27 protein-coding genes are annotated in these 26,672 nt (G+C 71.7%); 16 read left to right on the forward strand and 11 right to left on the reverse strand.

Going from position 1 to position 26,672, the window contains the following annotated elements:
* Positions 1-10 precede the first annotated feature (10 nt).
* Positions 11-493, reverse strand: a complete 483-nt coding sequence (locus tag QWJ13_RS11395; RefSeq protein ID WP_074004012.1) for a hypothetical protein — start codon at positions 491-493, stop codon at positions 11-13.
* 440 nt (positions 494-933) lie between these two features.
* Between QWJ13_RS11395 and hemL the strand changes: the two genes are divergently transcribed.
* The 7 genes from hemL to QWJ13_RS11430 all read left to right on the forward strand — a co-directional run bounded on the left by hemL (position 934) and on the right by QWJ13_RS11430 (position 7,951).
* Entirely contained in the window at positions 934-2,262 is a 1,329-nt protein-coding gene (gene hemL, locus QWJ13_RS11400) for a glutamate-1-semialdehyde 2,1-aminomutase (protein WP_316523405.1), read from the forward strand.
* 95 nt (positions 2,263-2,357) lie between these two features.
* Positions 2,358-3,008: a histidine phosphatase family protein gene (locus tag QWJ13_RS11405; protein WP_316523995.1), complete on the forward strand. Its 651-nt coding sequence runs from the start codon at positions 2,358-2,360 to the stop codon at positions 3,006-3,008.
* A gap of 152 nt (positions 3,009-3,160) precedes the next feature.
* Positions 3,161-3,778, forward strand: a complete 618-nt coding sequence (locus QWJ13_RS11410; protein WP_432277483.1) for a TlpA family protein disulfide reductase — start codon at positions 3,161-3,163, stop codon at positions 3,776-3,778.
* A gap of 2 nt (positions 3,779-3,780) precedes the next feature.
* Positions 3,781-4,551, forward strand: coding sequence for a cytochrome c biogenesis CcdA family protein (locus QWJ13_RS11415; protein WP_316523996.1), 771 nt, complete (start codon positions 3,781-3,783; stop codon positions 4,549-4,551).
* A 2-nt stretch (positions 4,552-4,553) separates the two neighbouring features.
* Entirely contained in the window at positions 4,554-6,290 is a 1,737-nt protein-coding gene (gene resB, locus QWJ13_RS11420) for a cytochrome c biogenesis protein ResB (protein ID WP_316523408.1), read from the forward strand.
* A 3-nt stretch (positions 6,291-6,293) separates the two neighbouring features.
* On the forward strand, positions 6,294-7,424 hold the full coding sequence (gene ccsB, locus QWJ13_RS11425) for a c-type cytochrome biogenesis protein CcsB (protein ID WP_316523409.1): 1,131 nt from the start codon (positions 6,294-6,296) through the stop codon (positions 7,422-7,424).
* A 140-nt stretch (positions 7,425-7,564) separates the two neighbouring features.
* Entirely contained in the window at positions 7,565-7,951 is a 387-nt protein-coding gene (locus QWJ13_RS11430; protein WP_316523410.1) for a hypothetical protein, read from the forward strand.
* Between the two features lie 6 nt (positions 7,952-7,957).
* On the opposite strand, the gene QWJ13_RS11435 is transcribed toward QWJ13_RS11430, so the two are convergent.
* On the reverse strand, positions 7,958-9,055 hold the full coding sequence (locus QWJ13_RS11435; protein ID WP_316523412.1) for a ScbA/BarX family gamma-butyrolactone biosynthesis protein: 1,098 nt from the start codon (positions 9,053-9,055) through the stop codon (positions 7,958-7,960).
* Positions 9,056-9,395: 340 nt separating this feature from the next.
* On the opposite strand from QWJ13_RS11435, the gene QWJ13_RS11440 reads away from it, so the two are divergent.
* Complete coding sequence (locus QWJ13_RS11440) at positions 9,396-10,013, forward strand: ScbR family autoregulator-binding transcription factor (protein ID WP_316523413.1); 618 nt, start codon at positions 9,396-9,398, stop codon at positions 10,011-10,013.
* Positions 10,014-10,092: 79 nt separating this feature from the next.
* Here the strand turns inward: QWJ13_RS11440 and QWJ13_RS11445 are convergent, their stop codons facing one another.
* From QWJ13_RS11445 to QWJ13_RS11460, 4 genes are all read right to left on the reverse strand, one after another.
* A complete protein-coding gene (locus tag QWJ13_RS11445) occupies positions 10,093-10,707 on the reverse strand; it encodes a ScbR family autoregulator-binding transcription factor (protein WP_316523415.1) in 615 nt (204 codons plus the stop codon).
* Between the two features lie 227 nt (positions 10,708-10,934).
* Positions 10,935-11,144 carry an acyl-CoA carboxylase epsilon subunit gene (locus tag QWJ13_RS11450; RefSeq protein WP_316523416.1) on the reverse strand — a complete coding sequence of 70 codons (210 nt, stop codon included), beginning with the start codon at positions 11,142-11,144 and terminating at the stop codon, positions 10,935-10,937.
* Positions 11,145-11,215: 71 nt separating this feature from the next.
* A complete protein-coding gene (locus tag QWJ13_RS11455) occupies positions 11,216-12,820 on the reverse strand; it encodes an acyl-CoA carboxylase subunit beta (RefSeq protein ID WP_316523417.1) in 1,605 nt (534 codons plus the stop codon).
* Between the two features lie 451 nt (positions 12,821-13,271).
* Complete coding sequence (locus QWJ13_RS11460) at positions 13,272-13,694, reverse strand: PLD nuclease N-terminal domain-containing protein (protein ID WP_316523419.1); 423 nt, start codon at positions 13,692-13,694, stop codon at positions 13,272-13,274.
* Between the two features lie 102 nt (positions 13,695-13,796).
* Here QWJ13_RS11460 and QWJ13_RS11465 point away from each other — a divergent pair, with 102 nt between their 5' ends.
* Both QWJ13_RS11465 and mqnP read left to right on the forward strand, forming a co-directional pair.
* Positions 13,797-15,254 (forward strand): menaquinone biosynthesis decarboxylase, encoded by a 1,458-nt coding sequence (locus tag QWJ13_RS11465; protein WP_316523420.1) that lies wholly within the window; start codon positions 13,797-13,799, stop codon positions 15,252-15,254.
* The gene (gene mqnP / locus QWJ13_RS11470) at positions 15,251-16,150 is read left to right on the forward strand and encodes a menaquinone biosynthesis prenyltransferase MqnP (RefSeq protein ID WP_316523421.1); all 900 of its coding nucleotides are present in this window, start codon (positions 15,251-15,253) and stop codon (positions 16,148-16,150) included. The genes QWJ13_RS11465 and mqnP overlap by 4 nt, the downstream gene beginning before the upstream one ends.
* Positions 16,151-16,211: 61 nt before the next feature.
* Here mqnP and QWJ13_RS11475 read toward each other — a convergent pair whose 3' ends face one another.
* The 4 genes from QWJ13_RS11475 to QWJ13_RS11490 form a co-directional block, all read right to left on the reverse strand.
* A complete protein-coding gene (locus QWJ13_RS11475; RefSeq protein ID WP_316523422.1) occupies positions 16,212-16,967 on the reverse strand; it encodes an alpha/beta fold hydrolase in 756 nt (251 codons plus the stop codon).
* A gap of 60 nt (positions 16,968-17,027) precedes the next feature.
* Positions 17,028-17,417, reverse strand: coding sequence for a glycine cleavage system protein GcvH (gene gcvH / locus QWJ13_RS11480; RefSeq protein ID WP_316523423.1), 390 nt, complete (start codon positions 17,415-17,417; stop codon positions 17,028-17,030).
* 341 nt (positions 17,418-17,758) lie between these two features.
* A complete protein-coding gene (locus tag QWJ13_RS11485) occupies positions 17,759-18,475 on the reverse strand; it encodes an MOSC domain-containing protein (protein ID WP_316523424.1) in 717 nt (238 codons plus the stop codon).
* Between the two features lie 87 nt (positions 18,476-18,562).
* Positions 18,563-19,306, reverse strand: a complete 744-nt coding sequence (locus QWJ13_RS11490; protein ID WP_316523425.1) for a cyclase family protein — start codon at positions 19,304-19,306, stop codon at positions 18,563-18,565.
* 89 nt (positions 19,307-19,395) lie between these two features.
* On the opposite strand from QWJ13_RS11490, the gene QWJ13_RS11495 reads away from it, so the two are divergent.
* From QWJ13_RS11495 to QWJ13_RS11520, 6 genes are all read left to right on the forward strand, one after another.
* Positions 19,396-20,070, forward strand: a complete 675-nt coding sequence (locus QWJ13_RS11495) for a UbiX family flavin prenyltransferase (RefSeq protein ID WP_316523426.1) — start codon at positions 19,396-19,398, stop codon at positions 20,068-20,070.
* 119 nt (positions 20,071-20,189) lie between these two features.
* Positions 20,190-20,648, forward strand: coding sequence for an Lrp/AsnC family transcriptional regulator (locus QWJ13_RS11500; RefSeq protein ID WP_030055719.1), 459 nt, complete (start codon positions 20,190-20,192; stop codon positions 20,646-20,648).
* 3 nt (positions 20,649-20,651) lie between these two features.
* Positions 20,652-21,614: a threonine ammonia-lyase gene (locus QWJ13_RS11505; protein WP_316523429.1), complete on the forward strand. Its 963-nt coding sequence runs from the start codon at positions 20,652-20,654 to the stop codon at positions 21,612-21,614.
* A 53-nt stretch (positions 21,615-21,667) separates the two neighbouring features.
* Positions 21,668-22,831, forward strand: coding sequence for an aminofutalosine synthase MqnE (mqnE, locus tag QWJ13_RS11510; protein ID WP_316523431.1), 1,164 nt, complete (start codon positions 21,668-21,670; stop codon positions 22,829-22,831).
* 207 nt (positions 22,832-23,038) lie between these two features.
* The gene (locus QWJ13_RS11515) at positions 23,039-24,256 is read left to right on the forward strand and encodes a L,D-transpeptidase family protein (RefSeq protein WP_316523432.1); all 1,218 of its coding nucleotides are present in this window, start codon (positions 23,039-23,041) and stop codon (positions 24,254-24,256) included.
* Between the two features lie 122 nt (positions 24,257-24,378).
* The gene (locus QWJ13_RS11520; RefSeq protein ID WP_316523434.1) at positions 24,379-25,326 is read left to right on the forward strand and encodes a beta-ketoacyl-ACP synthase III; all 948 of its coding nucleotides are present in this window, start codon (positions 24,379-24,381) and stop codon (positions 25,324-25,326) included.
* Between the two features lie 412 nt (positions 25,327-25,738).
* On the opposite strand, the gene QWJ13_RS11525 is transcribed toward QWJ13_RS11520, so the two are convergent.
* Positions 25,739-26,386 carry a TetR family transcriptional regulator gene (locus QWJ13_RS11525; protein WP_224284690.1) on the reverse strand — a complete coding sequence of 216 codons (648 nt, stop codon included), beginning with the start codon at positions 26,384-26,386 and terminating at the stop codon, positions 25,739-25,741.
* Between the last annotated feature and the right edge of the window lie 286 nt (positions 26,387-26,672).

Genomic DNA, 26,672 nt, shown 5'->3' on the forward strand with positions numbered 1-26,672 from the left:
AGCGTCAGCCCTAGGGCCAGACCAGGCAGTACAGCTGGTGCCCGGCCTCGTGCAGCCGGTTGGCGAAGTCCTGCCACTCGTGCAGCATGCTGTAGATGACGAAGGCGTCCCGCGGGCCGCGGCGGTCGGGGACGGTGGACCAGATGAAGGCGGCGGCGCCGAGCTCGGTCTCGTCGGCCTTGCGCAGCGGCTCGACGACGTTGTGGGGGAGCTGGACGACGGCGTAGTCGGGGTGCAGCACGACCAGTTCCAACGGCGGGACCTGGTGCAGCGGGACGCCCTGGATGCCGGTGAGCACCATGGCGCTCATGGTCTCCGGCTTGATCTTGGTGGAGAGGTGGCCGGTGGGGGAGCCGCTGGTCTCCATCAGGTCGCCGAGCCGCCCCAGCGCGCCGAGTTCGCCGGCCTCCAGGCCGAGCCCGCCCGGGCCGAGGGCGGTGGGGACTCTGGCGGCGGTCGCCCGGTCGGGGGCTCCGAAGTACTTGTACGTCACCCCCACGCGTCCCTCACCCCGCCTCTCGCCACCGCGCCGGCCACGACCCGTGCCCGCTCCCGTTCCCCCGCGTGGGGCCTCGGCGGGTCGGCGGGAGCCCCCCGCGGCCTCGTCGTAGCCGTCCTGCGCCTCGGACACTCGGACCATCCTCACCGGAATTCGCCGGAATCGACAGACCCCCGCACGTCCGGCGTCCCACCGGACGTGCTCCTTACCCGTCATGCGCCGCCGTACCCACTCGCGGGACGCGGCAGTCCTCTTTACACCCCTGCACACAAACCGGAACGCCTGTGCACTCTGTGTGCACAGTCTGACTGGTCCCCGGTCCGGTGCAGTCAGCGGCCCCTGCTGTACGGACAACCGTACAGACAACGGTGCCCGGATCATCGTTCCAGATGATCGGGCCGGACATGCAGAGCGCGAGGACACGATTTGAGACCATGTCTTTTGTGAGCTACCCCTACGAAGCCCCCCAGTCCCAGTCGCTGTTCGACCGCGCCTCCGTGGTGACGCCCGGCGGCGTGAACTCCCCGGTGCGCGCCTTCCGCGCGGTCGGCGGCACGCCGCGCTTCATGGTGTCCGGCAGCGGTCCCTACCTCACCGACGCCGACGGCCGCGAGTACGTCGACCTGGTGTGCTCGTGGGGTCCGATGATCCTCGGCCACGCGCACCCCGCGGTGATCGACGCCGTCCAGCAGGCCGTCACCCGCGGCACCTCCTTCGGCACGCCCGGCCAGGGCGAGGTCGAGCTGGCCGAGGAGATCGTCGCCCGGGTCGCCCCGGTCGAGCAGGTCCGCCTGGTCTCCTCGGGCACCGAGGCCACCATGTCCGCGATCCGGCTGGCCCGCGGCTTCACCGGCCGGGCCAAGGTGGTGAAGTTCGCCGGCTGCTACCACGGTCACGTGGACGCCCTGCTGGCCGCCGCGGGTTCCGGTGTGGCCACCTTCGGCCTGCCGGACACCCCGGGCGTCACCGGCGCCCAGGCCGGCGACACCATCGTGCTGCCGTACAACGACCTGGCCGCCGTCGAACAGGCCTTCGCCGCCCACCCGGGCGAGATCGCCTGCGTGATCACCGAGGCCTCGCCCGGCAACATGGGCGTCGTCCCGCCGCTGCCCGGCTTCAACGGCGGTCTGGCCAAGCTCTGCCGGGAGAACGGCGCGCTGTTCATCTCCGACGAGGTGATGACCGGCTTCCGCGTCTCCAAGGCCGGCTGGTACGGCCTGGAGGCGGCGAACGAGGACTGGGCGCCGGACCTGCTGACCTTCGGCAAGGTCATGGGCGGCGGCTTCCCGGCCGCGGCCTTCGGCGGCCGCGCCGACGTGATGGCGCACCTGGCCCCGGCCGGCCCGGTCTACCAGGCGGGCACCCTGTCCGGGAACCCGATCGCCACCGCGGCCGGCCTGGCCCAGCTGCGCGGCTGCACCGACGAGGTGTACGCGACGGTGGACAAGGTCGCCGCCGAGGTCTCCGGCCTGGTCGCCGAGGCGCTCACCAAGGAAGGCGTGGCGCACCGGCTGCAGACCGCCGGGAACATGTTCTCGGTGTTCTTCACCGAGGCCCAGGTCACCAACTACGACGAGGCCAGGACCCAGGAGGCGTACCGTTTCACCGCCTTCTTCCACGCGATGCTGGCGGAGGGCGTCTACCTGCCGCCGTCCGCCTTCGAGTCCTGGTTCGTCTCGGCGTCCCACGACGAGCGGGCGATCGAGCGGATCGCCGCCGCCCTGCCGGCCGCCGCGCGCGCCGCTGCCGCCGCCACGGCCTGAACCGCCGCGGCCACGGCTCGGAACGCCGCGGCCCGAACCCGATCCCCAGGAGTAGTCGAGAAGTGAGCGCCAAAGAGATCACCGTCGTCCACCTGATGCGGCACGGCGAGGTGCACAATCCGGAGGGCATCCTGTACGGGCGCCTGCCGGACTACCACCTGTCCGAGCTGGGCCGGAAGATGGCCGAGCGGGTCGCCGAGGACCTGGCCGACCGGGACATCACCCACGTGGTGGCCTCCCCGCTGGAGCGGGCCCAGGAGACCGCCGCGCCGATCGCCGAGGCGCACGGCCTGGCCGTCGCCAAGGACGAGCGGCTGATCGAGGCGGAGAACATCTTCGAGGGCAAGACCTTCGGGGTGGGCGACGGTTCGCTGAAGAACCCGGGCTACTGGAAGTACCTCACCAACCCGTTCAAGCCCTCCTGGGGCGAGCCGTACCTCGACCAGGTGGTGCGGATGATGGGTGCGCTCGGCGCCGCCCGGGACGCCGCGCGCGGGCACGAGGCGGTCTGCGTCAGCCACCAGCTGCCGATCTGGATCGTCCGCTCCTTCGTGGAGCGCCGCCGGCTCTGGCACGACCCGCGCCGCCGGCAGTGCTCGCTGGCCTCGCTGACCAGCTTCACCTTCGAGGGCGACAAGCTCGTCTCGGTCGGCTACCGCGAGCCGGCCCGCGACCTGCTGCCCGCGCACCTGGTCGGCAAGGGCCGCAAGGGCGACAAGCCGGTGGGCAAGAGCTTCGGCGCGTAGCCCTCGCAGCGTCCTGTAAACGGCGTGTAAGTATGACTTCGGGTCACCTGGCGAACGCCGGGTGACCCGATTTCGTCGCAGGTCAGAGGGGGTGCGACGCGCAAGGCAGGACCCCGGCGAACCCGCCCGGATCTCCATGCGAAACTTTTCACATGTCTGCCATGACGCGCCCCCGTCCCCGTGTCGCCGCCGCAGCCGCCGCCACCGTCGCCGCTGCCGCGCTCGCCCTCACCGGCTGCTCCTCCTCGGGCACGTCGGGAAGCGGCGAGGGCCAGGTCGGCTTCGTCACGGTCAAGGGCACCAACCTGTCGAAGGCGGAGCCCGGCCGGCGGGGGGACGCGCCGGACATCGCCGGGGACACCCTGGAGGGCACCCCGGTCAAGCTCGCCGACTACCGGGGCAAGGTCGTGGTGCTGAACGTCTGGGGCTCCTGGTGCGGTCCGTGCCGGGCCGAGGCCAAGAGCCTCCAGAGCGTCTCGGAGAAGTACAAGGACCAGGGCGTCCAGTTCCTCGGCGTCAACACCCGGGACACCGAGAAGCAGAACGCCGTCCGCTTCGAGCAGGAGCAGGGCGTCACCTACCCGAGCATCTTCGACCCGGCCGGCACCCAGCTGCTCAAGTTCGCCAAGGGCAGCCTCAACCCGCAGTCGATCCCGACCACCCTGGTCATCGACCGGGACGGCAAGCTCGCGGCCCGCGCCGTCGGCGGCACCACCGAGGACGCGCTGGAGTCGATCCTCCAGCCGGTGGTCGCGGAGCAGAAGCAGTGAGTCTGCCGCCGCTGCCCCTCGCCGACGCGACCTCGACCGTTCAGAGCGGCGCGCTGCTGGCCGCCGCTCCGGTCGCGCTGCTGGCCGGGCTGGCGTCGTTCTTCTCGCCGTGCGTGCTGCCGCTGGTCCCGGGCTACCTGTCGTACGTGACCGGCTTCTCCGCCGCCGACCTCGCGGACGCCCGCGGCTCGCGGCGCGGCCGGATGCTGCTCGGCGTGGTGCTGTTCATCCTCGGCTTCACCGCGGTGTTCGTCTCCACCGGCGCCCTGTTCGGCTACTTCGGCCAGGAGCTCCAGGACTACAAGCGGGTCATCAGCATCGTGCTGGGCGCGCTCACCGTGGTGATGGGCCTGGCCTTCATGGGCCTGGTGCCCGGTCTGAGCATGCGCGAGGTCCGCTCGCACCGCCGTCCGAACGTCGGTCTGCTGGGCGCCCCGATGCTCGGCGTGGTCTTCGGCGTCGGCTGGACCCCGTGCATGGGCCCGACCCTGACCGCCGTGCAGAACCTGGCCCTCAACCAGGCCGACGCCCAGCGTGGCGCGCTGCTGACCACCTTCTACTGCCTGGGCCTCGGCGTACCGTTCATCCTGGCCGCGGTGGCCTTCCGCCGGGCGCTCGGCGCCTTCGGCTGGGTCAAGCGGCACTACCCGCTCGTCATGAGGATCGGCGGCGGCATGCTCGTCGCGGTCGGTCTGCTGCTCGTCACCGGGATCTGGGACTCGATGATGAGCCAGTTGCAGTCCTGGACCGCCGACTTCCAGATCGGAATCTGACCGTGAGCAAGACCACGACCGAGACCGAGCAGCCGCCGGCCCCGGACGACGCCGCCGCCGAGCGGCTCAGCACCGCGCCGGTCGAGTCCGACGGACCGACCGGCATAGGCCCGTTCGGCTGGGCGCGCTGGATGTGGCGCCAACTGACCTCGATGCGGGTCGCCCTGATCCTGCTGTTCCTGCTGTCGCTGGCCGCCATCCCCGGCTCGCTGATCCCGCAGAACGGCCAGAACCAGTTCAAGGTGCAGACCTGGAAGGCGCAGCACACCTCGATCGCGCCGATCTACGAGAAGCTCCAGCTGTTCGACGTCTACAGCTCGGTCTGGTTCTCGGCGATCTACATCCTGCTGTTCGTCTCGCTGGCCGGCTGCATCGTCCCGCGCACCTGGCAGTTCGTCGGCGTGCTGCGCTCCCAGCCGCCGGCCGCCCCGCGCAACCTGACCCGGATGCCGGTGCACGCGGCCTGGCGCACCTCGGCGGACGCCGACCGGGTGAACGCCGCCGCGCACCGGCTGCTGCGCAAGCGCGGCTTCCGCGCCCACCTGTCCGGCGGCGCGGTGGCCGCCGAGAAGGGCTACCTGCGCGAGGTCGGCAACCTGATCTTCCACCTGTCGCTGTTCGCGCTGCTCGGCGGCTTCGCCTGGTCCAGCCTGGCGGCGGGCACCGGCGGCAAGCTGATGGTCCAGGGCGAGGCCTACTCCAATACCATCACCCAGCTCGACGACTTCACCGGCACCCGGTTCTACGGCAGCCAGGACCTCGACCCCTTCTACCTGAAGCTGAACGACTTCACCTCGAAGTTCCAGGAGAAGGGCGACCAGATCGGCGCCGCCCGGCAGTTCACCGCGAACGTCGAGTACTCCGCGGGCGGCGACGCGTCGAAGCCGAAGAAGTCGACGATCGAGGTCAACCACCCGCTGGAGGTCGGCGGCAGCAAGGTCTACCTGATCGGCCACGGCTACGCCCCGATCGTCACCGTCAAGAACGGCCAGGGCGACGTCGTCTACCACGGCGCCGTCCCGTTCCTGCCGCAGGACGGCAACCTGACCTCCACCGGCGTCGTGAAGGTCTCCGACTACGGCGTGGGCCCCGACGGCAACAAGACCCAGCTGGGCTTCTCCGGTTTCTTCCTGCCGACCGCCCCGCTGAGCTTCGAGGGCACCGGCCCGCGCTCGCTGTTCCCCGGCGACGCCGCCCCCGAGCTGGTGCTGAACGCCTACTCGGGCGACCTCGGCACCGACTCCGGCCTGCCGCAGAACGTCTACCAGCTCAACACCCGCAAGCTCACCCAGATGACCCAGGACGGCGAGCCGGCCAAGGCCCGGCTCAAGCCCGGCCAGGGCTGGACCCTCCCCGACGGCTACGGGTCCGTCACCTTCGAGGGCTACAAGCAGTGGGCCAGCTTCAACATCACCCACCGCCCCGGCAACGAGATCGCGCTGACCGGCGCCGTGCTGGCGATCCTCGGCCTGATCGGCTCGCTGTTCATCCAGCGCCGCCGGATCTGGGTGAGGGCGGTCGCCCTGCCGGGCGGCGGCACCCAGGTGGAGCTGGCCGGCCTGGCCCGCAGTGAGTCGGCGAAGATCGCCGAGGAGCTGGCGGAGCTCGCGGTGGACCTCCAGGACGACGCCCCGGCCTCCGAGGAGGAGGACTCCGAGGACGCCGACGCGGCACCCCACGACCCCGAGGCCGAGGCCTCCGACGCCACAGTCCCTGCCGACCAGAACTCCAAGGAGTAGACGGTGCATCTCGCCTCGGCGGTCGACCCCCAGCTGGCCGACCTCTCCAACAAGCTGATCTATTCGGCGATGGTGGTCTACACCATTGCCATGTTCGCCCACATGTTCGAGTGGACCTTCGGTAGCAGGGGCGGTGTCGCCGTCCGCTCGAAGGAGCAGGCGGGCACCCTCGCCGAGACCGTCGCCGCGGCCGAGCAGAAGGCCGCGAAGAAGGTCACCGTCACCGTGGCGGGGGCCGGCGGCGGCACCACCACGCTCACTCGCACCGCCGTCGCGGGCGAGGGCGCGACGGTGGTCACCAGCGGGCGCGCCGCCGACGAGGTGGACGGCCCGGGCGCGGCCGGCGGCAACGAGAAGGCCGACCTGGCCGGCCGGATCGCGGTCTCGCTCACCGTCCTCGGCGCCCTGCTGCACGTCGGCGGGATCGTCACCCGCGGCCTGTCGGTCTCCCGCTGGCCGTGGGGCAACATGTACGAGTTCTCCTGCGCCTTCGCCTTCGCCATGACGGCCGCGTACCTGGTGCTGCTGGCCGCGAAGAAGAACGTCCGCTGGCTGGGCCTGCCGGTCGTCCTCGCCGGGCTGCTGACCCTCGGCATCGCCACCACCGTGCTGTACACCGACTCCGAGCAGCTCGTCCCGGCGCTGCACTCGCCGTGGCTGGCGATCCACGTGTCCACCGCGATCTTCTGCGGCGGCGCCTTCTACGCGGCGTTCATCTCGACGCTGCTGTACATCGGCAAGGACTCCTTCGACAGGCGCATGGCGGCCGGCCTGACCACCGGCCCGCTGCGCACCTCGCCCTCGCTCTGGCGCCGCCTGCCCGCCGCGTCGACCTTCGACAAGCTGTCCTACCGGATCAACGCGCTGGTCTTCCCGCTGTGGACGTTCACCATCATCGCGGGCGCGATCTGGGCCGAGGCGGCCTGGGGCAAGTACTGGGAGTGGGACCCGAAGGAGACCTGGTCGTTCATCACCTGGGTCGCCTACGCCTGCTACCTGCACGCCCGTGCGACGGCCGGCTGGAAGGGCCGCAAGGCCGCCTACCTGGCGCTGGCGGCGTTCGCCTGCTGGCTCTTCAACTACTACGGCGTGAACATCTTCGTCACCGGAAAGCACTCCTACGCGGGGATCTGACCGGGGCACACAATCACCCACCGGCCCGGCTCTCTCCCACAGGTAGCCGGGCCGGGCTGCGACAGGGGTAGTGCGCGCCGGCCGCCGGTCGGTGCGAGAGGAACTGAGGAGGAAATCGCGCAATGGAGTGCGACGAGGTCATGCTGACCGTCCGAATCACCGCCGCCGAGCGCACGCTGCTCCGCAGGCTCGCCCAGGGACACCGGAGCGACGTCTCCGAGGTGGTCTCCGACGCGTTGCTGGACATCATCCCGACGCTCAGCGCGCCGGGAGACGCCTACCGGCTGCTGGGGGCGCTCGCGATGCCCGCGCCGTGCGCCCTGACGGTCTGGCTGCCGACTCCGCTGGCCGACCTGCTGGTCCCCGGTGCGGCCCGGATCGCCCAGATCACCGACGTCCGGATCGAGTCGGCCAGCGCCGCCCTGGGCGCCGCGCTGCGGCTCTGGCTGGCCCAGGACCCGGCGCGGCTGGCGACCAACCTCAGCGTGATGCACGCGGGCCGGCCGTCCGCCCTGATGGCGGCCTGACGCCGGTCAGCTGGCCAGCGGCAGCCGGGTGCCGCCGAGGTCCGGTGCGGCGGGGCGGCCGTCGTAGGCGTCCCGGCGCACCGGGCCGGTCGAGCCCTCGGCCGGCCCGTCCACCGGTGCGGTGAGCAGCCGGCACTCGGCCACCGTCCGGCCGTCCTGGAACAGCAGGACCCGTACGGGGAGCCGGCCGTCCGCGGGGTCGCCTTCCGGGATCGCCCGGACGAAGCAGGGCCGGTCCAGCTCGATGTAGTGGTCGAAGGAGGTCACCAGCTCGACCGGCACCACCGGCTCGGGGTGGCGCAGCCGTTGGGCGGCCTGCCGGGCGGCCTCCAGCACCAGCATCCCGGGCACGTGGTCCAGCTCGTGGTCGAACAGCACCGGGTGGGTGGCGTCGGCCCGCAGCAGCCAGGTGTCCGGCGCCAGGGTCGGGCTGAGCACCACGTCCGCGGGCTGTGCCCGGCCGACCAGCTCGGGTGCGGCGGGCGCCGGCAGCCGCGGGGCGGTGGTGCGCCGCGCGGGGCCGCGCAGCCGGGCGTACGAGGCGGGGGAGATCACCCGCAGTTGGCCGGTGCCGTGGCCGAGGGGTCCGCCGTCCCGGGTGACCTCGATGCGCACCCGCAGCGAGGCCAGCTCGCCGCCCCGCATCCGGACGTCCTCGCAGCCGACGGTCAGCATCAGCGAGGCGGGTCCCGCGGTGACGGCCAGGCCCGGCAGGCCGGGCTCGCCGAGCGCGTAGGCGAGGTCCTCCATGGCGAAGTGGTGGCCGCGCGGCACTCCGAACCCGGCGTGGCCGATCAGCAGCCCGGCCTGCCGGATGGTCTCCGCCAGCAGCACCGGGTCGTGGAAACGGTCCCCGGGCAGCCGGTAGAAGCCGTGCAGCCGGGGCCATTGGGCGCCGAGCAGGAAGTCGTACGGGCCGGTGGCCTGCCAGCCGGTGATGAACACCTCGGACACCGAGGCGCGGTGCACCAGGTGCCGGGAGACGGTCCGGTCGTGGAAGTCGTAGCCGGTCGCGGGGCCGTCGTGGAAGTCGAAGCCGCCACCGCTGCCCGGGCCCGGGTGGGAGTACGGGCCGTGCGGGTCCGGCTCTACGATCGATGGCATGACTGGCCCCCGCTTCAGGGTGTCGGTCGGAGCGGCCGCCACGGCCGTCCGAGCAAAACATACATACCACCCGGTTTGTGTTCGGCGACTGGGGTGCCCCGGCCGCACTCTCCGGCCCGGCCACGTTACCTGGCCCGTGGACTGGGGGAATCCCTGTTCGAGAAAGAATGGGCTGGGAACAGGGGTTGTCCCCGCTGATGGTGGGACGAAGCAGGCGCTAGATTAGATACCAACCATGCGGTTTCGGATCTCTCGTCCGCATGCGAGCGCCGCCCCACAGGGGACGCGCGCCGACAGCAGCCGGGTGGGGGTCGCGCCGGCCGAGCCCGGAGGGGGGCCAGTGGTCAAGCAGGAACGCGCCGGGCGGACCCGGCAGGCCGTACTGCTCGCCGCCGCGGAGACCTTCGCGCGGGTGGGCTTCGAGGCCGCCAGCCTGGTCGACATCAGCCGCCGGGCCGGGGTGAGCAAGGGCGCCCTCTACTTCCACTTCGTGTCCAAGCGGGCCCTCGCCGACGGGGTCCGGCACGCCGCCGGGCGGGAGGTCGGCTCGGCCGCGCTGCGCGCCCTGCGGGCGGACGGCCCGGCGCTCCAGAGCCTGATCGACTTCTCGCACGAGCTGGCCCGGCTGCTGCGCGAGGACCTGATGGTGCGGGCCGGGGTCCGGCTCGGCTGCCGGGGCTCGCACCGGGACGGCGCCGCGGTGGGCCCCGAGGTCGCCTGGGGCAGCCTCGCCGCCGTCGTCCACCGACTGCTGGAGCGCGCCGCCGAGGCCGGTGAGCTGTGCCCGGGGGTGGACCGGCGGTCCGCCGCCGAACTGCTGACCGCGGCGGCGGCCGGCCAGGTGCTGATCGCCGGGGAGGAGGCCGGGCGGCCCGGCCCGGAGGCCGTGAGCCGGCTCTGGACGGCCGCGCTGCCCGCTCTGGTGACGGCGGAGAACCGGGCCGGCTACCGGCTCTGAGCCGCGGCGGGCCGGGCCGTCAGGCCCGCCCCCGGGACGCTCGGACCCGCCCCGGGGACGCTCGCCCGCTCGGCGCCGCTCAGGCCCGTTCCGCGACGCTCAGCCGGGCCAGCGCGTGCGGCTGGACCAGGCCGGGCAGCAGCAGCGTCCAGAGGTCGGACATCCGCTGGATCAGGTCCTTCCGGTCGGCCAGCACCTGGGAGCTCAGCTGGATGCCGGTGACGGCCCCGGTGATCACCCCGGCGGCCGCGGTCAGGTCGACCCCGGGGTGCAGGTCGCCGGCCTCCCGGGCGCGTTCCAGCAGCTCGCGGGCGGTGTCCATCCAGCCCTGGTAGGCCGCGGTCTGCGGCAGGGTGAAGCTGCCGTGCTCGATCGTCAGCCGGATGCTGCCGCGCACCAGAGGGTCGCTCTGGAGCGCGCGGGCGAAGGCGTACCCGAGGTCGATCAGGTTCTGCACCGCGCTGTCCGAGGCCGGCTCCCAGCCCATGATCCAGGCGCCCTGCCCCTCGATGATGACGGCCAGCGCCAGCTGCTCCTTGGACGGGAAGTGGAAGTACAGCGCGCCCTTGGTGACACCGGCGCGGTCCAGGATCTCGGACATCGTCGCGGCGGCGTAGCCCCGTTCGTCGAACACCTCGGCCGCCGCGATGAGTACCGCCTGGCGGGTCGCCAGTGCGCGGGCCTGCCTGGCCATCGCAGCCTCCCTGGATAGTTCTGGTACTCGGCAGCGGCCGATCCTATGGGGGCGGACGGGACAGCGGACACATACCGTCCAGTAGGTATTCTACCGAGCCGCTGTACGCCCCCTCGGACGGCGTGGGGGTCCGGCGCACGCCCCACAGGCGGGCGCGCGCCCCCGGGAACGCCGGACGGCCGGTCACCCCGTGCGGGTGACCGGCCGTCGGCTCGGGCCGTGGGCCGTCAGGCGGCCTGCTGCCAGCTGACCGGCGAGTAGTACGCCGGGCGGCGCTCCAGGCGCCGCCAGTTGGCGATCGGCTCGATCGGCGCGTTGGCGGCGGCCTGCTGCGCGGCGGCGGCACGCGCGGCGAGGACGGCGGTCAGGGCGGCGAGTTCCTCGTCGGTGAGACTGCCGCTCACGATGCGGACGAGGGGTTCGGCGGAAGCGGTCATGTCCTGGTTTCTCCCCCGGTTGCTGTGGTCTGAGGTGGTGTGCCGGTACGGGCCGCGCGGTGGAGCGGCCGCTACATCGGCGGGTTGCCGTGCTTGCGGCTGGGCAGGTCGGCGTGCTTGGTGCGGAGCATGGCCAGGGCGGAGGCGATGACCTGGCGGGTCTCGGCGGGGTCGATGACGTCGTCCACGAGGCCGCGCTCGGCCGCGTAGTACGGGTGCATCAGCTCGTTCTTGTATTCCTTGATCTTCTGGGCGCGCATCGCGTCGGGGTCCTCGGCGGCGTTGATCTCGCGGCGGAAGATGACGTTGGCGGCGCCCTCGGCGCCCATCACGGCGATCTCGTTGGTGGGCCAGGCGAAGGAGAGGTCGGCGCCGATGGAGCGGGAGTCCATGACGATGTAGGCGCCGCCGTAGGCCTTGCGCAGGATCAGCGAGATGCGCGGCACGGTGGCGTTGCAGTACGCGTACAGCAGCTTGGCGCCGTGGCGGATGATGCCGCCGTGCTCCTGGTCGACGCCGGGCAGGAAGCCGGGGACGTCGAGGAGGGTGAGCAGCGGGATGTTGAAGGCGTCGCACATCTGGACGAAGCGCGCGGCCTTCTCGCTGGCGTTGATGTCCAGGACGCCGGCCAGCGACTGGGGCTGGTTGGCGATGATTCCGGTGACGTGGCCGTCGACGCGGGCCAGGACGCACAGGACGTTGGTGGCCCAGCGCTCGTGGACTTCGAGGTACTCGCCGTGGTCGACGATCTCCTCGATGACCTTGCGCATGTCGTACGGGCGGTTGCCGTCGGCGGGCACCAGGTCCAGCAGGCTGTCGTTGCGGCGCTCGACCGGGTCCTCGGTGGCGACGGACGGCGGCATCTCGCGGTTGTTCTGGGGCAGCAGCGAGAGGAGGTAGCGGACCTCCTCGATGCAGGACTGCTCGTCGTCGTAGACGAAGTGGGAGACGCCGGAGACGCCCGCGTGGACGTCGGCGCCGCCGAGCCCGTTCTGGCTGATCTTCTCGCCGGTGACGGCCTGGACGACGTCCGGGCCGGTGATGAACATCTGGGAGGTCTCGCGGACCATGAAGACGAAGTCGGTCAGCGCGGGGGAGTAGGCGGCGCCGCCGGCGCAGGGGCCGAGCATCACGGAGATCTGCGGGATGACACCGGAGGCCTTGGTGTTGCGCTGGAAGATGCCGCCGTAGCCGGCGAGCGCGGTGACGCCCTCCTGGATGCGGGCGCCGGCGCCGTCGTTCAGCGAGACCAGCGGCGCGCCGGCCGCGATGGCCATGTCCATGATCTTGTGGATCTTCTGCGCGTGGGCCTCGCCCAGCGCGCCGCCGAAGATCCGGAAGTCGTGCGCGTAGGTGAAGACGGTGCGCCCGTGCACGGTGCCCCAGCCGACGATCACGCCGTCGGTGTGCGGCTTCTTGGCCTCCAGGCCGAAGCCCTGGGCGCGGTGCCGGCGCAGCGGCTCGACCTCGTGGAAGGAGCCCTCGTCCAGCAGCAGGTCGATGCGCTCGCGGGCGGTCAGCTTGCCCTTGGCGTGCTGGGCCTCGGTGGCCTTGTCGCTGGGGCCGCGGCGGACCTTCTCGCGCAGCTCGTGCAGCTCGGCGACCCGCCCGCGGGCGTCGGCCGGGACCTCGTGGACCTCGCCGCCGTCGACCGGCGCCTCATGCACAACCGTCATCTCGAACCACTCCAAGGGTGAGGGAACTGTCCGACAGCCAACGTCTGCTGTGCCCCCGGCTGCGAATCACTTTCTTCACTTATGACTGTACGAGGGGCCGTGCGCTGGTTTCGGCGTCGATTCCGTACAAGGTCGAGTTCGTTTAGCTGTCAGGCTTGTACAGAAGCAGCCCGTTCGGTTCCTGAGCGCTCGGTGTTCAGTCGGATACCGGGAGTTGTCGAACGGGTGATGGTCTGATGATCTGAAAGTTAACAAAAGCGCAGGTCAGGGCCGTCTTTCCGGGAAGCGGGGCGGTTGTCCCGGGTGGCGTTCGAGGCCCGCTCGCGGGAGGCGGCCGACCGGCCCCGATATGGCTCGGCGCCAGGATTCTCGTAGGGAAGCGCCAAAAATGCCGAAGCCCACCCCGAGTACTGGGGGTGGGCTGTCCGAGCGAGCGGCGAACCGGCTCCGATCAGGGCTTCCGGCCGTCCTCAGGCTCGTCGCGATCGCGCAGTTCCCGCTCGCGGCGGCGCAGATCGGCCTCCCACTGCTTCAGCATGTCCTCGTGATCTTTGTCGCTCTTCTTCAACGAGGCGAGGAACTCGGGGTCGTCGTCCGGCGCCATCGGGCGCCCGCCGCGCGGAGCCGGGCGGCTGGGGCGGTCGTCGGCCGGGTGCCCGGGGTAGGCCTCGGCGGGCACGGCCCGCAGGAACCCGCGCTGCTTGCCGGCGATCAGCCAGGCGATCGGGCCCAGCGGCGGGAAGAGCAGCACGATCAGCACCCAGACCACCTTCGGCAGGTGCTTCACCTCGTCCTCGGGCGTGGTCAGGCAGTCCACGAACGCCCAGACCCAGAGCGCGAGCGGAAGGATGATGGTCAGCAGAATCCGCAACATGGCTGCGATCTCCTCCCGGCAACGGCGGAAGCGGCGGGCGCGCCCGCACCTGGCAGGGGCCCTTGACCGAGCCAGGCTATCGGGTGGCGGATACTGACAGGCATGGCATACGACGATCTCCGCTCGTTTCTCCGGGCCCTCGACCGCGAAGGCGACCTCAAGCGCATCAAGGCGGAGGTCGACCCGCACCTGGAGATCGGCGAGATCGTCGACCGGGTGCAGAAGGCCAAGGGTCCGGCGCTGCTCTTCGAGAACGTCAAGGGCTCGTCGATGCCACTGGCGATGAACGTCTTCGGCACCGAGCGGCGGCTGGCCAAGGCGCTCGGACTCAAGGGCCCGGACGACATCTCCGAGAAGATCGCCGGTCTGCTCAAGCCGGAGCTGCCGCAGGGCTTCACCGGCTTCCGGGACGCCTTCGGCAAGCTCGCCTCGATGGCGCACGTCCCGCCCCGGCACGTGAAGCCCGCCGACGCCCCGGTGCAGGAGGTCGTGCTCACCGGTGACGACGTCAACCTGGACGAGCTGCCCGCCCTCTTCACCTGGCCGCTGGACGGCGGCTCCTTCTTCAACCTGGGCCTGACCCACACCAAGGACCCGGACACCGGCGTCCGCAACCTGGGCCTCTACCGGCTCCAGCGGCACGACCGCCGCACCATCGGCATGCACTGGCAGATCCACAAGGACAGCCGCAACCACTACGCGGTGGCGGCCAAGCGCGGCGAGCGCCTCCCGGTCGCGATCGCCTTCGGCTGCCCGCCGGCCGTCACCTACGCGGCCACCGCGCCGCTGCCCGGCGACATCGACGAGTACCTGTTCGCCGGCTTCGTCGCGGGCGAGCGGGTGCGGATGGTCGACTGCAAGACGGTGCCGCTCCAGGTCCCGGCCGACGCCGAGGTGGTCCTGGAGGGCTGGCTGGAGCCCGGCGAGATGCTTCCCGAGGGCCCGTTCGGCGACCACACCGGCTTCTACACCCCGCAGGAGCCGTTCCCGGCGCTGAAGATCGACTGCGTGACGATGCGCCGCCGCCCGATCCTCCAGTCCATCGTGGTCGGCCGCCCGCCGACGGAGGACGGCCCGCTGGGCAAGTTCACCGAGCGCTTCTTCCTGCCGCTGCTGAAGATCATCATCCCGGACATCGTCGACTACGACCTGCCCGAGGCCGGCGGCTTCCACAACTGCGTGATCGTCTCGATCGACAAGAAGTACCCCAAGCACGCCCAGAAGACGATGCACGCGATCTGGGGCGCCCACATGATGTCGCTGACCAAGCTGATCATCGTGGTGGACTCCGACTGCGACGTGCACGACTACCAGGAAGTGGCGTGGCGGGCCTTCGGCAACGTCGACTACAGCCGTGACCTCACGGTGGTCGAAGGGCCGGTGGACCACCTGGACCACGCCTCGTACCAGCAGTTCTGGGGCGGCAAGGCCGGTATCGACGCGACCCGCAAGCTGCCGGAGGAGGGCTACACCCGGGACGGCGGCTGGCCGGAGATGGTGTCCTCGGACCCGGCCACGGCCGCGCTGGTGTCGCGCCGTTGGAAGGAGTACGGACTGTGAGCAGCACGGCTGCCGTCGAGACCCCGGGGCGTACGAAGGCGTTCCTGCGCCTCGTGACGATCGAGCACTCGATCTTCGCCCTGCCCTTCGCCTACATCGCCGCGCTGACGGCCATGTTCCTGGACGACGAGCGGGTGCACTGGAGCGTCCTGCTCATCGTCACGGTCTGCATGGTCGGCCTGCGGACCTTCGCCATGGCGGCCAACCGGATCATCGACCGCGAGATCGACGCCCGGAACCCGCGCACCGCGACGCGTGAACTCGTCACCGGCGCCGTGTCGTTGAAGACCGCGTACGTCGGCTCGGCGGTCGCGCTGGTGGTCTTCCTCGGCGCGGCCGCGATGCTGAACCCGCTCTGCCTGGCGCTCGCGCCGGTGGCCGTGGTGCCGATGGTCGTCTACCCGTACGGCAAGCGGTTCACGGACTTCCCGCAGGTGATCCTGGGCCTGGCCCAGGCGATGGGGCCGGGCGCCGCCTGGCTCGCGGTGACCGGCCGCTGGTCCTGGGAGGCGGTCGTGCTGGGCGCGGCCGTCGGCATCTGGATCGGCGGGTTCGACCTGATCTACGCCTGCCAGGACGTCGAGTCCGACCGCGAGCACGGGGTCCGCTCGGTGCCGGCCCGGTTCGGCGTGCCGGCGGCCATCCGGGCCGCGCGGGTGTGCCACGTGCTGACCACGCTGCTGCTGGGCTGGTTCGCGCTGCTGACGGACGCCGGGGCGGCGTTCTGGATCGGCCTGGTGGTCGTCGCGGGCGCGTTCGTCTACGAGCACACCATCGTCAAGCCGAACGACCTGTCGAAGCTCAACCGGGCGTTCTTCCAGACCAACAGCTTCGTGGGGGTCTCGCTGTTCTTCTTCGCGCTGGTGGACCTGATCGTCCGCGGCCTCGGGGCCTGATCCCGGACAGTGTGGGACCGGCGCGCGTTGGCATTTGGCGCGGTCTTGAGCGCGGCGGGGCTCAGTTGTGGAGGAAGGCCTCCAGGGACGCGGCCAGGGCCACCGGGGTCTCGTACATCGGGTAGTGGCCGCTGCCGGCCAGCTCTTCCAGCTCGGCGTTGGGGTAGTGGGTGAGGAAGGTGCCGCGCATCACGTCGGCGGTGAGGGCGAGGTCGTGCTCGCCGACGATCACCTTGACCGGCACCGGGTTGCCGCTGATCCGGTGCTCCAGGTCGGCCGTGGCCCAGTCGCGGACGTAGCCGCCGAAGGCCTCGGGGGTGGAGAGCCGGAGGGACTGGTCGACCATGCGGTCCAGCCAGACCCGGCCGGCCCGTTGGCCGGTGACCAGGTCGAGGATCGCGAACCGCTTCTCCCGGTCCTCGGCGGCGCCGTGGAACAGCGCCTCGCCCGCCTCGTCCAGCGGATACGCCCCGGCCGGCACCGGGGCCAGGCCGACCAGCTTGCGCACCCGCAGCGGCGCCTCGGCGAGTACCTGCTGGGCCGCCTTCCCGCCCATCGAGTGGCCGACCAGGGAGAAGCGGTCCCAGCCGAGCTGGTCGGCCAGGGCGAGCGCGTCGGCGGCGATCTCGGCGAGGGTGTACGTGCCGGGGACGTCCTTGCGGTCCCCGTAGCCGCGGTAGTCGAGGAAGGCGTAGCTGAAGGCGCCGCCGTCGAGGTAGTCGAGGAACGGGCCCCAGCCGGCGCTGGTGCCGAACCAGTCGTGCAGGACCAGGACGTGGTGGTCGCCGGTGCCGGTCAGGCGGTGAGGAATCGTCATGCCCTCGGTCGTTCCCCGCGAACCGTCCGCCCGAACGGACGGTTCGTGGGGAAGGGGGCGCTACGCCTCGGAGAGGGTGGTCTCGTACGCGGCGGCCGTGAGCAGCTCCTTCAGCTCGGCGGCCTTGCTCGGCTCGATCTCGATGATCCAGCCGTCGCCGTACGGGTCCGAGTTGACCCACTCCGGATCGTCGACCAGCGTGTCGTTCACCGCGGCGATCTTCCCGGAGAGCGGCGCGTAGAGGTCGCTCACCGACTTCACCGACTCCACCGTGCCGAACGGCTGGCCGATCTCGAACGCGTCGCCGACCTTGGGCATTTCGATGAAGACGATGTCGCCGAGCTGCCGCTGGGCGTAGTCGGTGATGCCGACGCGGACCCGGTCCTTCCCCACTGTCTCCACCCACTCGTGCTCCTGGGTGTACTTGAGGTGCGACGGGATGTTCGCCATGGCGGGCTCCTTGCGGTCGTCGGGTGCTGACGGAGGGTCAGCACCCGATGAAGCCTGCCCCAGCCCTCGCCGTCGCGCCGTGCGGAGCACCCGATCGAGTGAAGTTCGGGCGTCGCGCCGGGCGAACGCCGGGGCGTGCTCGGGGGGCGGGCCCATGGCGGCCGGGCGGGAGAGCGGCGCCTGGAAGCCGGGGGCGAAGCGGGCCGGCAGCGCCGGCCGCCGCGGCGGGGATATCGCGTGGGCGGCGTCGCCGATCGGCGGCGGCCCGTCGGCGTACCGCCGTGGGCGGCGTCGCCGATCGGCGGCGGCCCGTCGGCGTACCGGCGCCGGAGGGGGTGCGGTCAGCCCAGGAGCAGCCGGTCGCCGACTCGTAGGCGGCCGGGGGTGGCGACCTCGGCGAGGGCGTCGAGGCGGCCGTCGTGGGTGTGCACGATGGCCTTGAGGATCTCGGGGGCGTGCGGGAGGCCGGGCTGGGGGGCGGCGGTCATGGCGCAGCGCTCGCTGGAGGCGAGGAAGGTGAGCCGGGGGCTGTCGGGGGTCTCGCCGTGGGCGTGGTGGCCGAGCCAGGCGTCCTCGACGAAGGGCGGGGTGCCGGGCGGGGTGCGCAGCACGATGTTGGGGCGGAAGCGGCGCTCGTCGACCACGGTGAAGGGGGCGGCCTCGCGGACCCAGTCCAGGGTCGCGGTGCTGAGGACGCTGACCGGGAGCTGGTCGAAGTGCGAGACGGCGTCCTCGCGGGCGAGTTCGACGTCGTCGAGCTGGAGGTAGGCGCGCAGGAAGGCGTTCGGCCGGTCGACCGGGCGGCCGAGCGGGTCGAACAGTTCGGGCCCGTCGATCCGGTGGCCGAGTCGGGCGGAGAGGCGGAGCAGGCCGTCCATCCGGCGGAAGCGGCGGGTGCTCTTGCCCGAGCCGAGCTTCCCGGCCGCGTCGCGGACGGCGTAGAGGCGGTCGCCGGCCAGGCCGCGCCCGTCCACCTCGACGGAGTCGAGCCGCTCGCCGCCAGTGGATTTCACGGGGTAGCGCCAGATTCGCTCGATCACTCCGATGATCTCAGCCATGGCCTGGAAGCGTACTGGCGTGGACGGGGGATGGTCTAGACCAAGTGTCGAGCAAGTTACTCGCCGGTTCGGCCCGGTCGGCCGGGTTCAGCCCAGTCGGGCCACCGCCCGTACCGGTGCCCCGTCCGCCGCGACCAGCCGCAGCGGGAACAGCGAGACCGACACCGGCAGGCCGGCCTCCTGGGCCGCCAGCAGCGGCCGCAGGTCGGTCAGGTTCTCGGCGATCACCCCGCCGCCGGGCGCCCCCAGCAGCACCCGGTGGGCGGCGAGCGAGGGCTCGTCGGCGGTGGCGTGGTCGTGCTCGTCGGTGAGGTCGGCGAGCAGGGCGGCCACCGCCGGATCGCCCGGGCCCGGGTCCGGCGTCGGGTCGACGCTGAGCGCGTCCACCCCGACCGTCCGCACCCCGGCGGCCACGATCGCCTCGGCGGCGGCCGGGGTCAGGCTGGGGTGGGCGAGGTAGGCGTCGGTGCCCCAGTGCCGGGCCCAGCCGGTGGCCAGCAGCAGCACGGTGCCCTCGGCGGCCCGCTCCAGCGCGGGCGCCAGCAGCTCGGGGGTGACGGCCGTACGGGGCTCCAGCCCGCGCAGGTCGGCGACCACGGCCGGGCCGGTGAACCGCTCCAGCGGCAGCCCGTCCAGCGTCGGCCAGGTGACGTCCACGTGGTACGGCGCGTCCACATGGGTGCCGGACTGGGAGCCGAGGTGCAGGGCCAGCACGTTCACCCCGGCGGTGGCCGTGGTGAGCGCGGGCTCCAGCAGGACGGCCGGATCGCCGGGGTAGACCGGCATCGCGGTGGTCACCTGATGGGTGAGGTCGACGAGGGTCGCTGGCATGCCCCCATCCTTCCAGGGGGCGGCGGTTCGCGGACCCTCCCGGCCCGCCCGGGCCGAACCCGCTGGTCGGGCCGGGACAGAATTGCCCCATGGGAACTGCGAAGCGTCAGCCGTGGGTGGTCGGAGTCTCGGGTGCGTCGGGGACGCCGTACGCGGCCTCGGTGATCCGCGCCTTGCTGGCGGCCGGCGAGGCGGTGGACCTGGTCGTCAGCCGCGCCGCCCGGCTCACCATCCTGGACGAGACCGGCATCGCCTTCCGGGACGCCCACTGGCGCACCGACCTCGCCGCCTGGCTGGGCACCGACGAGGGCCTGGACGACGTCCGCTACTGGCCCGCCGGGGACTTCGCGGCCGGCCCGTCCAGCGGCTCCTACCCCGCCAAGGGCATGCTCGTGGTGCCCGCGACCACCGGCGCGGTGGCCGGGATCGCGCTCGGCCTGAGCAAGGACCTGTTGCAGCGGGTCGCCAGCGTCACCCTCAAGGAGCGCCGCCCGCTCGTCGTCTGCGTGCGCGAGACACCACTCAACGGGGTGACGTTGAAGCACTTGGTGGAGCTCGACGCACAGGGGGCGGTCGTGCTGCCCGCGTCCCCCGGTTTCTACGCCGGCGGATCCACCGTCCGGGAGCTCGTGGACTTCGTGGCCGGCCGGGTGCTGGACGCCGTCGGTGTGCCGCATTCCCTGTACCTGCGCTGGGAAGGGGAGTTGGGAGCGGCCGCCCGCAAGACGGCCGACGGTGACGGCGCTTCGGCTGAGGGGGAGTAAGGGGGCCGAGGGCGGGAGAGTATCTTCTCTGCGATATCCGGGTCGTTCGGCGCACGGCGCCTTTGAATCCGGATAATGATCTGTGGGTCTGGTGAGGTTCGGAAGGACGCGGACGGTATATGGACACGGTGGACAGACAGCTCATCCAGGCGCTCAGGGAGAACGGCCGTGCGTCCTACGCCGAGTTGGGCCGGCTGGTCGGGCTCTCCGGCCCGAGCGTCACGGACCGGATCAACCGCCTGGAGCAGGCCGGGGTGATCACCGGCTACCGGGCGACGGTCAACCCGGCCTCGCTAGGCTTCGGCGTCACGGCCCTGATCGGCCTTCAACTCACCGACGCCGCCGACCACGAGGACGTGGCGTTCCGGCTGAAGGACCTCAACGAGGTCGAGGACTGCTGGTTCATCGCCGGCGACGACTCCTACATGCTCAAGGTCCGGGTGGCCGACGTGGCCGGCCTGGAGTCGGTGGTCAAGCGGATCTCCGGCACGAAGGGCGTGGCCAGAACCCGCACCACCGTCGTACTCTCCACCAAGTGGGAAAACCGGGTGAGTGAACTTCCTCCTGTAGGAGAGTGACGCATGGCACTGGTCGGTCTGGAGGAACTGCGCGCCGCTCGGCAGCGGATCGCGGGGGTCGCCGTGCGCACCCCCCTGGTTCCCGCCCCCTGGGCGGCCGAGGGGGAGCGGCGGCTCTGGCTGAAGCCCGAGAACCTCCAGCCGACCGGCGCCTTCAAGACCCGCGGCGCCTTCAACCGGCTGGCCGCGCTCAGCGAGGACGAGCGGGCCCGCGGCGTGGTCGCCCAGTCCAGCGGCAACCACGCGCAGGCGGTCGCGTACGCGGCCAGGACGCTCGGCATCAAGGCCGTGATCGTGATGCCGGACACCTCGCCCGCGGTCAAGGTGGAGGCCACCCGCTCGTTCGGCGCCGAGGTGATCCTCGTCGCGCCCGAGGAGCGGGACGTGCTGCCCGGCGAGCTGGCCGAGAAGCACGGCTACGTCTGGGTGCCGCCGTACGACGACCCGTTCATCATCGCGGGCCAGGGCACGGTCGGCCTGGAGATCGCCGAGGACGCCCCGGCCGAGCTGGACACCGTCCTGGTGCCGGTCAGCGGCGGCGGCCTGATCGGCGGGACGGCCGCCGCGCTCAAGCTCACCCGCCCCGGCATCCGGGTGATCGGCGTGGAGCCCGAGCTGGCCGCCGACGCCCGGGCCAGCCTGCGGGCGGGCCACCGGGTCGAGTGGCCGGTCGCCGACACCTACCGGACCATCGCGGACGGGCTGCGCACCCCGTCCCTGGGCGTGCTGCCGTACGAGCACGTCACCGCGTACGTGGACGACATCGTCACCGTCACCGAGGACGAGATCCGCGCCACCGTGGCCGTGCTGGCCCGCCGCGGCCGACTGGTCGCCGAACCCTCCGGGGCGGTCGCCCCGGCCGCGTACTTCCACCGCGCCGCCGAGACCGGCGGCCAGACGGTGGCGGCCGTGGTCAGCGGCGGCAACATCGACCCGACACTGCTCGCGGAGCTGTTGGCCGCATAGGCGTAACCTCGTCCCCGGCAACGAATCTAATGTCGGAGGAGGCGGGGCACCGCATGGACGCAGGGCTCAAGCGCGAGCTGGAGGCGAAGGTCTACGCGGGTGAGCGGCTGACCCGCGAGGACGGGATCGCGCTCTACGAGAGCGACGACCTGGCCTGGCTGGGCGGGCTGGCCCACCACGTGCGGACGCGGAAGAACGGCGACGTCGTCCACTTCAACGTCAACCGCCACCTCAACATGACCAACGTGTGCAACGCGTCCTGCGCGTACTGCTCGTTCCAGCGCAAGCCGGGCGAGAAGGACGCGTACACGATGCGCATCGAGGAGGCCGTCCGCCTGGCCAAGGCGATGGAGGTCGAGTCCCTCACCGAGCTGCACATCGTGAACGGCCTGCACCCGACCCTGCCGTGGCGCTACTACCCGCGCTCGCTGCGGGAGCTGAAGGCGGCCCTGCCGAACGTCTCGCTGAAGGCCTTCACCGCCACCGAGATCCACTGGTTCGAGAAGATCAGCGGCCTGTCCGCCGACGAGATCATGGACGAGCTGATCGACGCCGGCCTGGAGTCGCTGACCGGCGGCGGCGCGGAGATCTTCGACTGGGAGGTCCGCCAGCACATCGTCGACCACGACACCCACTGGGAGGACTGGTCGCGGATCCACCGCCTCGCGCACAGCAAGGGCCTCAAGACGCCCGCCACCATGCTGTACGGCCACATCGAGGAGCCCCGCCACCGGGTGGACCACGTGCTGCGGCTGCGCGAGCTCCAGGACGAGACCGGCGGCTTCCAGGTCTTCATCCCGCTGCGCTACCAGCACGACTTCCACGACTCCAAGGACGGCGTCGTGCGCAACAAGCTGATGGCCCGTACCGAGATGGCCACCGGCGCCGAGGCGCTGAAGACCTTCGCGGTCTCCCGGCTGCTGTTCGACAACGTCCCGCACGTCAAGGTCTTCTGGGTGATGCACGGCGTCACCACCGCCCAGCTGGCGCTCAGCCACGGCGCCGACGACATGGACGGCTCGGTGGTCGAGTACAAGATCACCCACGACGCGGACAACTTCGGCACCCCGAACAAGCTCGGCCGCGACGACCTGCTCGGCCTGATCCGGGACGCCGGCTTCCGCCCGGTGGAGCGCAACACCCGCTACGAGATCATCCGCGAGTACGACGGCCCGGACCCGCTGCGCCGCGAGTCGCCGCAGGCGATGCGCCTCTGACCGGCTCCGGCCCGACCGGGCTCGACCCGGCCCGACCGGGCTCGACCCGGCCCGACCGAGCCCGATCCGACCGGCTCCTGACCGGCTCTGACCTGCGAACACATCTGCCGCCCCGGCCCGCTTCCGGCCCGGGCGGCAGATGTCTTCACGGCCTCCGCACGAGGCCCGGGTTTACCAACGGGTACGGCGTTTGGCAGGATCGAAGGCATGTCCGGTTCTGATCGTGCCACCGCGTACCCGCCGCACCAGCCGATGTCGGAGCCGGGTGACCTGATGCCACAGCAGCAGTACGACAGCCGCCAGCCGTACCAGGAGCCGGTTCAGCAGGGCTACTACTACGGCGATTACCAGCCGTACGAGCAGGCTCCTGACGGGTACTCCGAGACGTACGACCAGCAGGCCCCGGCGTACCAGGCCGGGTACGAGCCCGAGTCCGTCTACGCGGCCGAACCGGTCGACCAGGCGCCCGGCTACGCGCCGACGCCCGGTTACGCCCCGACGCCCGGCTACGCGCCGGAGCCCGTGGTGCTCGCCGCCGCCCCGGCACCGGGTGGCCGGTCGGCCGCTCGCGGTCGGCGGCGCAAGGCCAAGCAGAAACGTCACGGCAAGGCCGTGATGGCCGGCACCGCACTGCTCGTCGCCGCCACCGCCGGCTGGTACGCCGTCGGCCAGGACGGCGCCAAGCCCGGCATCGCCGCCGCCGACGGCCCCGGCCCGGAGGGCGTCAGCAAGCCCGACCACCCCGCCCCGGGCGCCGCGGCCGCCCAGGCCGCCTCCGACCGGCAGTCCGCGGCCCAGGCCGCCGACCGCAGCCAGACCCGCCAGGACGGCTCGGTCGCCGCGATACCCGGCCTCGGCGCGGCCTTCACCGCGAAGATCCCCGCCGAGACCACCCAGGTCGTGCTCGCCTCCGGCCAGGACAAGAACACCGACAAGAACACCGTCACCCTCTGGACCCGCACCCCCGAGGGCCGCTGGCTGGCCGGCGAGACCTGGCAGGGCCACAACGGCAAGAACGGCTGGACCACCGACCACAACGAGGGCGACCTGCGCAGCCCGATCGGCGTCTTCAGCCTCACCGACGCGGGCGGCCGCAAGACGGACCCGGGCAGCAAGCTCCCGTACGACACGGACTCGCGGTTCGTGGTCTCCGGCACCGGCTTCTTCGGCGACCAGCTGGCCGGCTCCTTCGACTACGTCGTCGCGATCAACTACAACCGCGTCGCCGGCAACACCCCGCTCGACACGCGCCGCCCGATGGGCTCCAAGAAGGGCGGCGGCATCTGGCTCCACGTGGACCACGACGGCCCCACCCACGGCTGCGTGTCGATCCCCGAAGACAAGATGGCCCAGCTGATCCGCACCCTGGACCCGGCCGCCCACCCGGTCATCGTGATGGGCGACGCACCGACGCTGGCCGCCTGACCTCGGCGTACGCGCAGCCCAGGCGCCGCAACGCCCCTTGTGGACCCCCTACAGATCATGAGGGCGGATCCTGTCACCGGCCGTACCATGCCGACCAGGGGGTAACCCGGTTCCATGGCAGTATGAGCGGTTCGCGCATTGTGGCACTCGGCCACTACCAGCCCCCCAAGGTCCTCAGCAACGACGACCTGGCGGCACTCGTCGACACCGACGACGAGTGGATCCGCACTCGCGTGGGCATCCGCACCCGGCACATCGCCGAGGACGAAACCCTGGTCGACATGGCCACCGAGGCCGCGCAGAAGGCGCTCGCCAACAGCGGCCGCACGGCGGCGGAGATCGACCTCGTCGTCGTCGCCACCTGCACCGCGATCGAGCGCAGCCCCAACACGGCCGCCGCCGTGGCCGCCCGGCTCGGCGTGCGCTCGCCCGCCGCGTACGACATCAACACGGTCTGCTCGGGCTTCTCCTACGCCCTGGCCACCGCCGACCACGCCATCCGGGCCGGCTCGGCCCGCCGCGCGCTGGTGATCGGCGCCGAACGGATGTCCGACACGCTCGACTGGACCGACCGCTCCACCTGCGTGATCTTCGGCGACGGCGCGGGCGCCGCGGTGGTCGAGGCCCAGGAGGACGGCGCCGAGCCCGGCATCGGGCCGGTTGTCTGGGGCTCCGAGCCGGAGCGGGGCGACGCCGTGGTGATCACCGGCTGGGACCCGGTGATCAGCCAGCAGGGCCAGTCGGTCTTCCGCTGGGCCACCACCCAGCTCGCCCCGCTGGCCCGCCAGGCCTGCGAGCGGGCCGGCATCGACCCGTCCGAGCTGAAGGGCTTCGTCCCGCACCAGGCCAACCTGCGGATCATCGACGCCATCGCCGGAAAGCTGGGCCTCGGCGAGGACACGGTGGTCGCCCGGGACGTGGTCGACTCCGGCAACACCTCGGCCGCCTCGATCCCGCTGGCCTTCTCCAAGCTGGTCGAGCGCGGCGTGCTCTCGCCCGGCGACCCGGTCCTGCTCTTCGGCTTCGGCGGCGGTCTGGCCTACGCGGGCCAGGTCGTGCGCTGCCCCTGACTCGCCCGCTCGCCTCCGGGGCGCTCCTGACCCGGTGCCGACGGTCGGCGCTCCCTCGCTCGTGCCTCGCTCCCTCGCTTCTCCCTTTCGGCACCGGCGCGCCCCTTCGGCTCGGGGCGGGGACTCACCCGCTCGCCTCCGGGGCGCTCCCGGCCCGGTGCCGACGGTCGGCGCTCCCTCGCTCGTGCCTCGCTCCCTCGCTTCTCCCTTTCCAGGGCCGAGGGGCCTACGCAGGGCCTCATGAGCCGAACATGCCGGTGGGCGGGCACCCCGTGGAGGGGGCCCGCCCACCGGCATGTCTGGCGCGCGTACGGCACGTCGGCGGACCTCCCCCGAGGACACGGCCGCCGTCCGTCGTCCCCGGACAGGAGGCCGGGGTGCGCGCGGAGCGGATGGTGGGTGGGGGACGGTCCTACTTGGGCGCCTTCTTGCCGGTGACGCCCAGGTACACCAGGGGAGCGAGGTTGGGCTTGAGGTCCTTGACCTTGACGCCCCAGGAAGTGAAGGCCTTCTGGTGCTCGGCCGCCGAAGCGAGCAGCGAGACCAGGGCCCCGGCCACGGCGTTCGGGTCGAGCGACTTGTCGGCCTGGCCCTTCGCCTGGAGTTCCTTGACGGCCTCGGCGAGCGGCTTGGCGACCGCGTTGAGGACCGTCATGCGGATCTTGAAGAACCGCTTGTCCCCTTCAGCGGCACCGAGCGTGACCACTCGGAGAATGGCGTCGTTCTTGCGCCAGAAGGCGAGGAATCCGTCGACCAGTTCTTCCGAAGTGGTCGGTCCGGACTTCCCTGCCCAGGACTTTCCGGCCACCAGCTCTTTGAGCTGGTCGGCGTCCTTGGCCATTTCCTCGGCGATTTCGAGGACAGCGCCCTCGACATCCGGGAAGTACTGGTAGAAGGTCGCGGGGGAGGTACCCGCCATACGGGCGACGTCGATGACCTTGACGTCCCGATAGGGCGACGTGCTGAGCATCTCGCGGAGGCAATCGAGCAGCTTCTGCCGCGTCTCCTGTCCGCGTCGCCCGGCGACGCGACCGTCGACGGTGCGAACTTGTCCTGTCATGCCGTCAGCTTACCGTGGCACGATCTTGGCGCGATTCGGTGATGCGACTATTACTCCGCACGGGGGGTTGGTTTAGCGGCATGAACCACTTCGGACGGATATTCACCGGGCTTCGAAGCCCTTGTTGAAGCCCCCCCGTGTGCCTTTGATCTCACAGCGTGACGGCAGGTCCGCTGAGGGATGGTCTGGTAACGGAGCGTGACGATGGTCGCAGGGGGGCGAGCCGTCCGGAAGTGGCCGTCGGACCGGCCCGGACGACGGCTCCTGTCGGACGGGGGAGGTTGGA

This window comes from Kitasatospora brasiliensis, assembly GCF_032654805.1.
Classification (GTDB): domain Bacteria; phylum Actinomycetota; class Actinomycetes; order Streptomycetales; family Streptomycetaceae; genus Kitasatospora; species Kitasatospora brasiliensis.

Coding starts and splice junctions, on each gene's coding strand:
- QWJ13_RS11500 (WP_030055719.1), top strand. CDS start 20,190: ATGGACACGGTGGACAGACAGCTCATCCAGGCGCTCAGGGAGAACGGC.
- QWJ13_RS11475 (WP_316523422.1), bottom strand. CDS start 16,967: ATGACGATTCCTCACCGCCTGACCGGCACCGGCGACCACCACGTCCTG.
- QWJ13_RS11455 (WP_316523417.1), bottom strand. CDS start 12,820: ATGACGGTTGTGCATGAGGCGCCGGTCGACGGCGGCGAGGTCCACGAG.
- QWJ13_RS11525 (WP_224284690.1), bottom strand. CDS start 26,386: ATGACAGGACAAGTTCGCACCGTCGACGGTCGCGTCGCCGGGCGACGC.
- QWJ13_RS11495 (WP_316523426.1), top strand. CDS start 19,396: ATGGGAACTGCGAAGCGTCAGCCGTGGGTGGTCGGAGTCTCGGGTGCG.
- QWJ13_RS11515 (WP_316523432.1), top strand. CDS start 23,039: ATGTCCGGTTCTGATCGTGCCACCGCGTACCCGCCGCACCAGCCGATG.
- QWJ13_RS11490 (WP_316523425.1), bottom strand. CDS start 19,306: ATGCCAGCGACCCTCGTCGACCTCACCCATCAGGTGACCACCGCGATG.
- QWJ13_RS11430 (WP_316523410.1), top strand. CDS start 7,565: ATGCTGACCGTCCGAATCACCGCCGCCGAGCGCACGCTGCTCCGCAGG.
- QWJ13_RS11410 (WP_432277483.1), top strand. CDS start 3,161: ATGTCTGCCATGACGCGCCCCCGTCCCCGTGTCGCCGCCGCAGCCGCC.
- QWJ13_RS11435 (WP_316523412.1), bottom strand. CDS start 9,055: ATGCCATCGATCGTAGAGCCGGACCCGCACGGCCCGTACTCCCACCCG.
- QWJ13_RS11485 (WP_316523424.1), bottom strand. CDS start 18,475: ATGGCTGAGATCATCGGAGTGATCGAGCGAATCTGGCGCTACCCCGTG.
- gcvH (WP_316523423.1), bottom strand. CDS start 17,417: ATGGCGAACATCCCGTCGCACCTCAAGTACACCCAGGAGCACGAGTGG.
- QWJ13_RS11460 (WP_316523419.1), bottom strand. CDS start 13,694: ATGTTGCGGATTCTGCTGACCATCATCCTTCCGCTCGCGCTCTGGGTC.
- QWJ13_RS11505 (WP_316523429.1), top strand. CDS start 20,652: ATGGCACTGGTCGGTCTGGAGGAACTGCGCGCCGCTCGGCAGCGGATC.
- QWJ13_RS11445 (WP_316523415.1), bottom strand. CDS start 10,707: ATGGCCAGGCAGGCCCGCGCACTGGCGACCCGCCAGGCGGTACTCATC.
- QWJ13_RS11465 (WP_316523420.1), top strand. CDS start 13,797: ATGGCATACGACGATCTCCGCTCGTTTCTCCGGGCCCTCGACCGCGAA.
- hemL (WP_316523405.1), top strand. CDS start 934: ATGTCTTTTGTGAGCTACCCCTACGAAGCCCCCCAGTCCCAGTCGCTG.
- QWJ13_RS11520 (WP_316523434.1), top strand. CDS start 24,379: ATGAGCGGTTCGCGCATTGTGGCACTCGGCCACTACCAGCCCCCCAAG.
- QWJ13_RS11405 (WP_316523995.1), top strand. CDS start 2,358: ATGCGGCACGGCGAGGTGCACAATCCGGAGGGCATCCTGTACGGGCGC.
- mqnE (WP_316523431.1), top strand. CDS start 21,668: ATGGACGCAGGGCTCAAGCGCGAGCTGGAGGCGAAGGTCTACGCGGGT.
- QWJ13_RS11450 (WP_316523416.1), bottom strand. CDS start 11,144: ATGACCGCTTCCGCCGAACCCCTCGTCCGCATCGTGAGCGGCAGTCTC.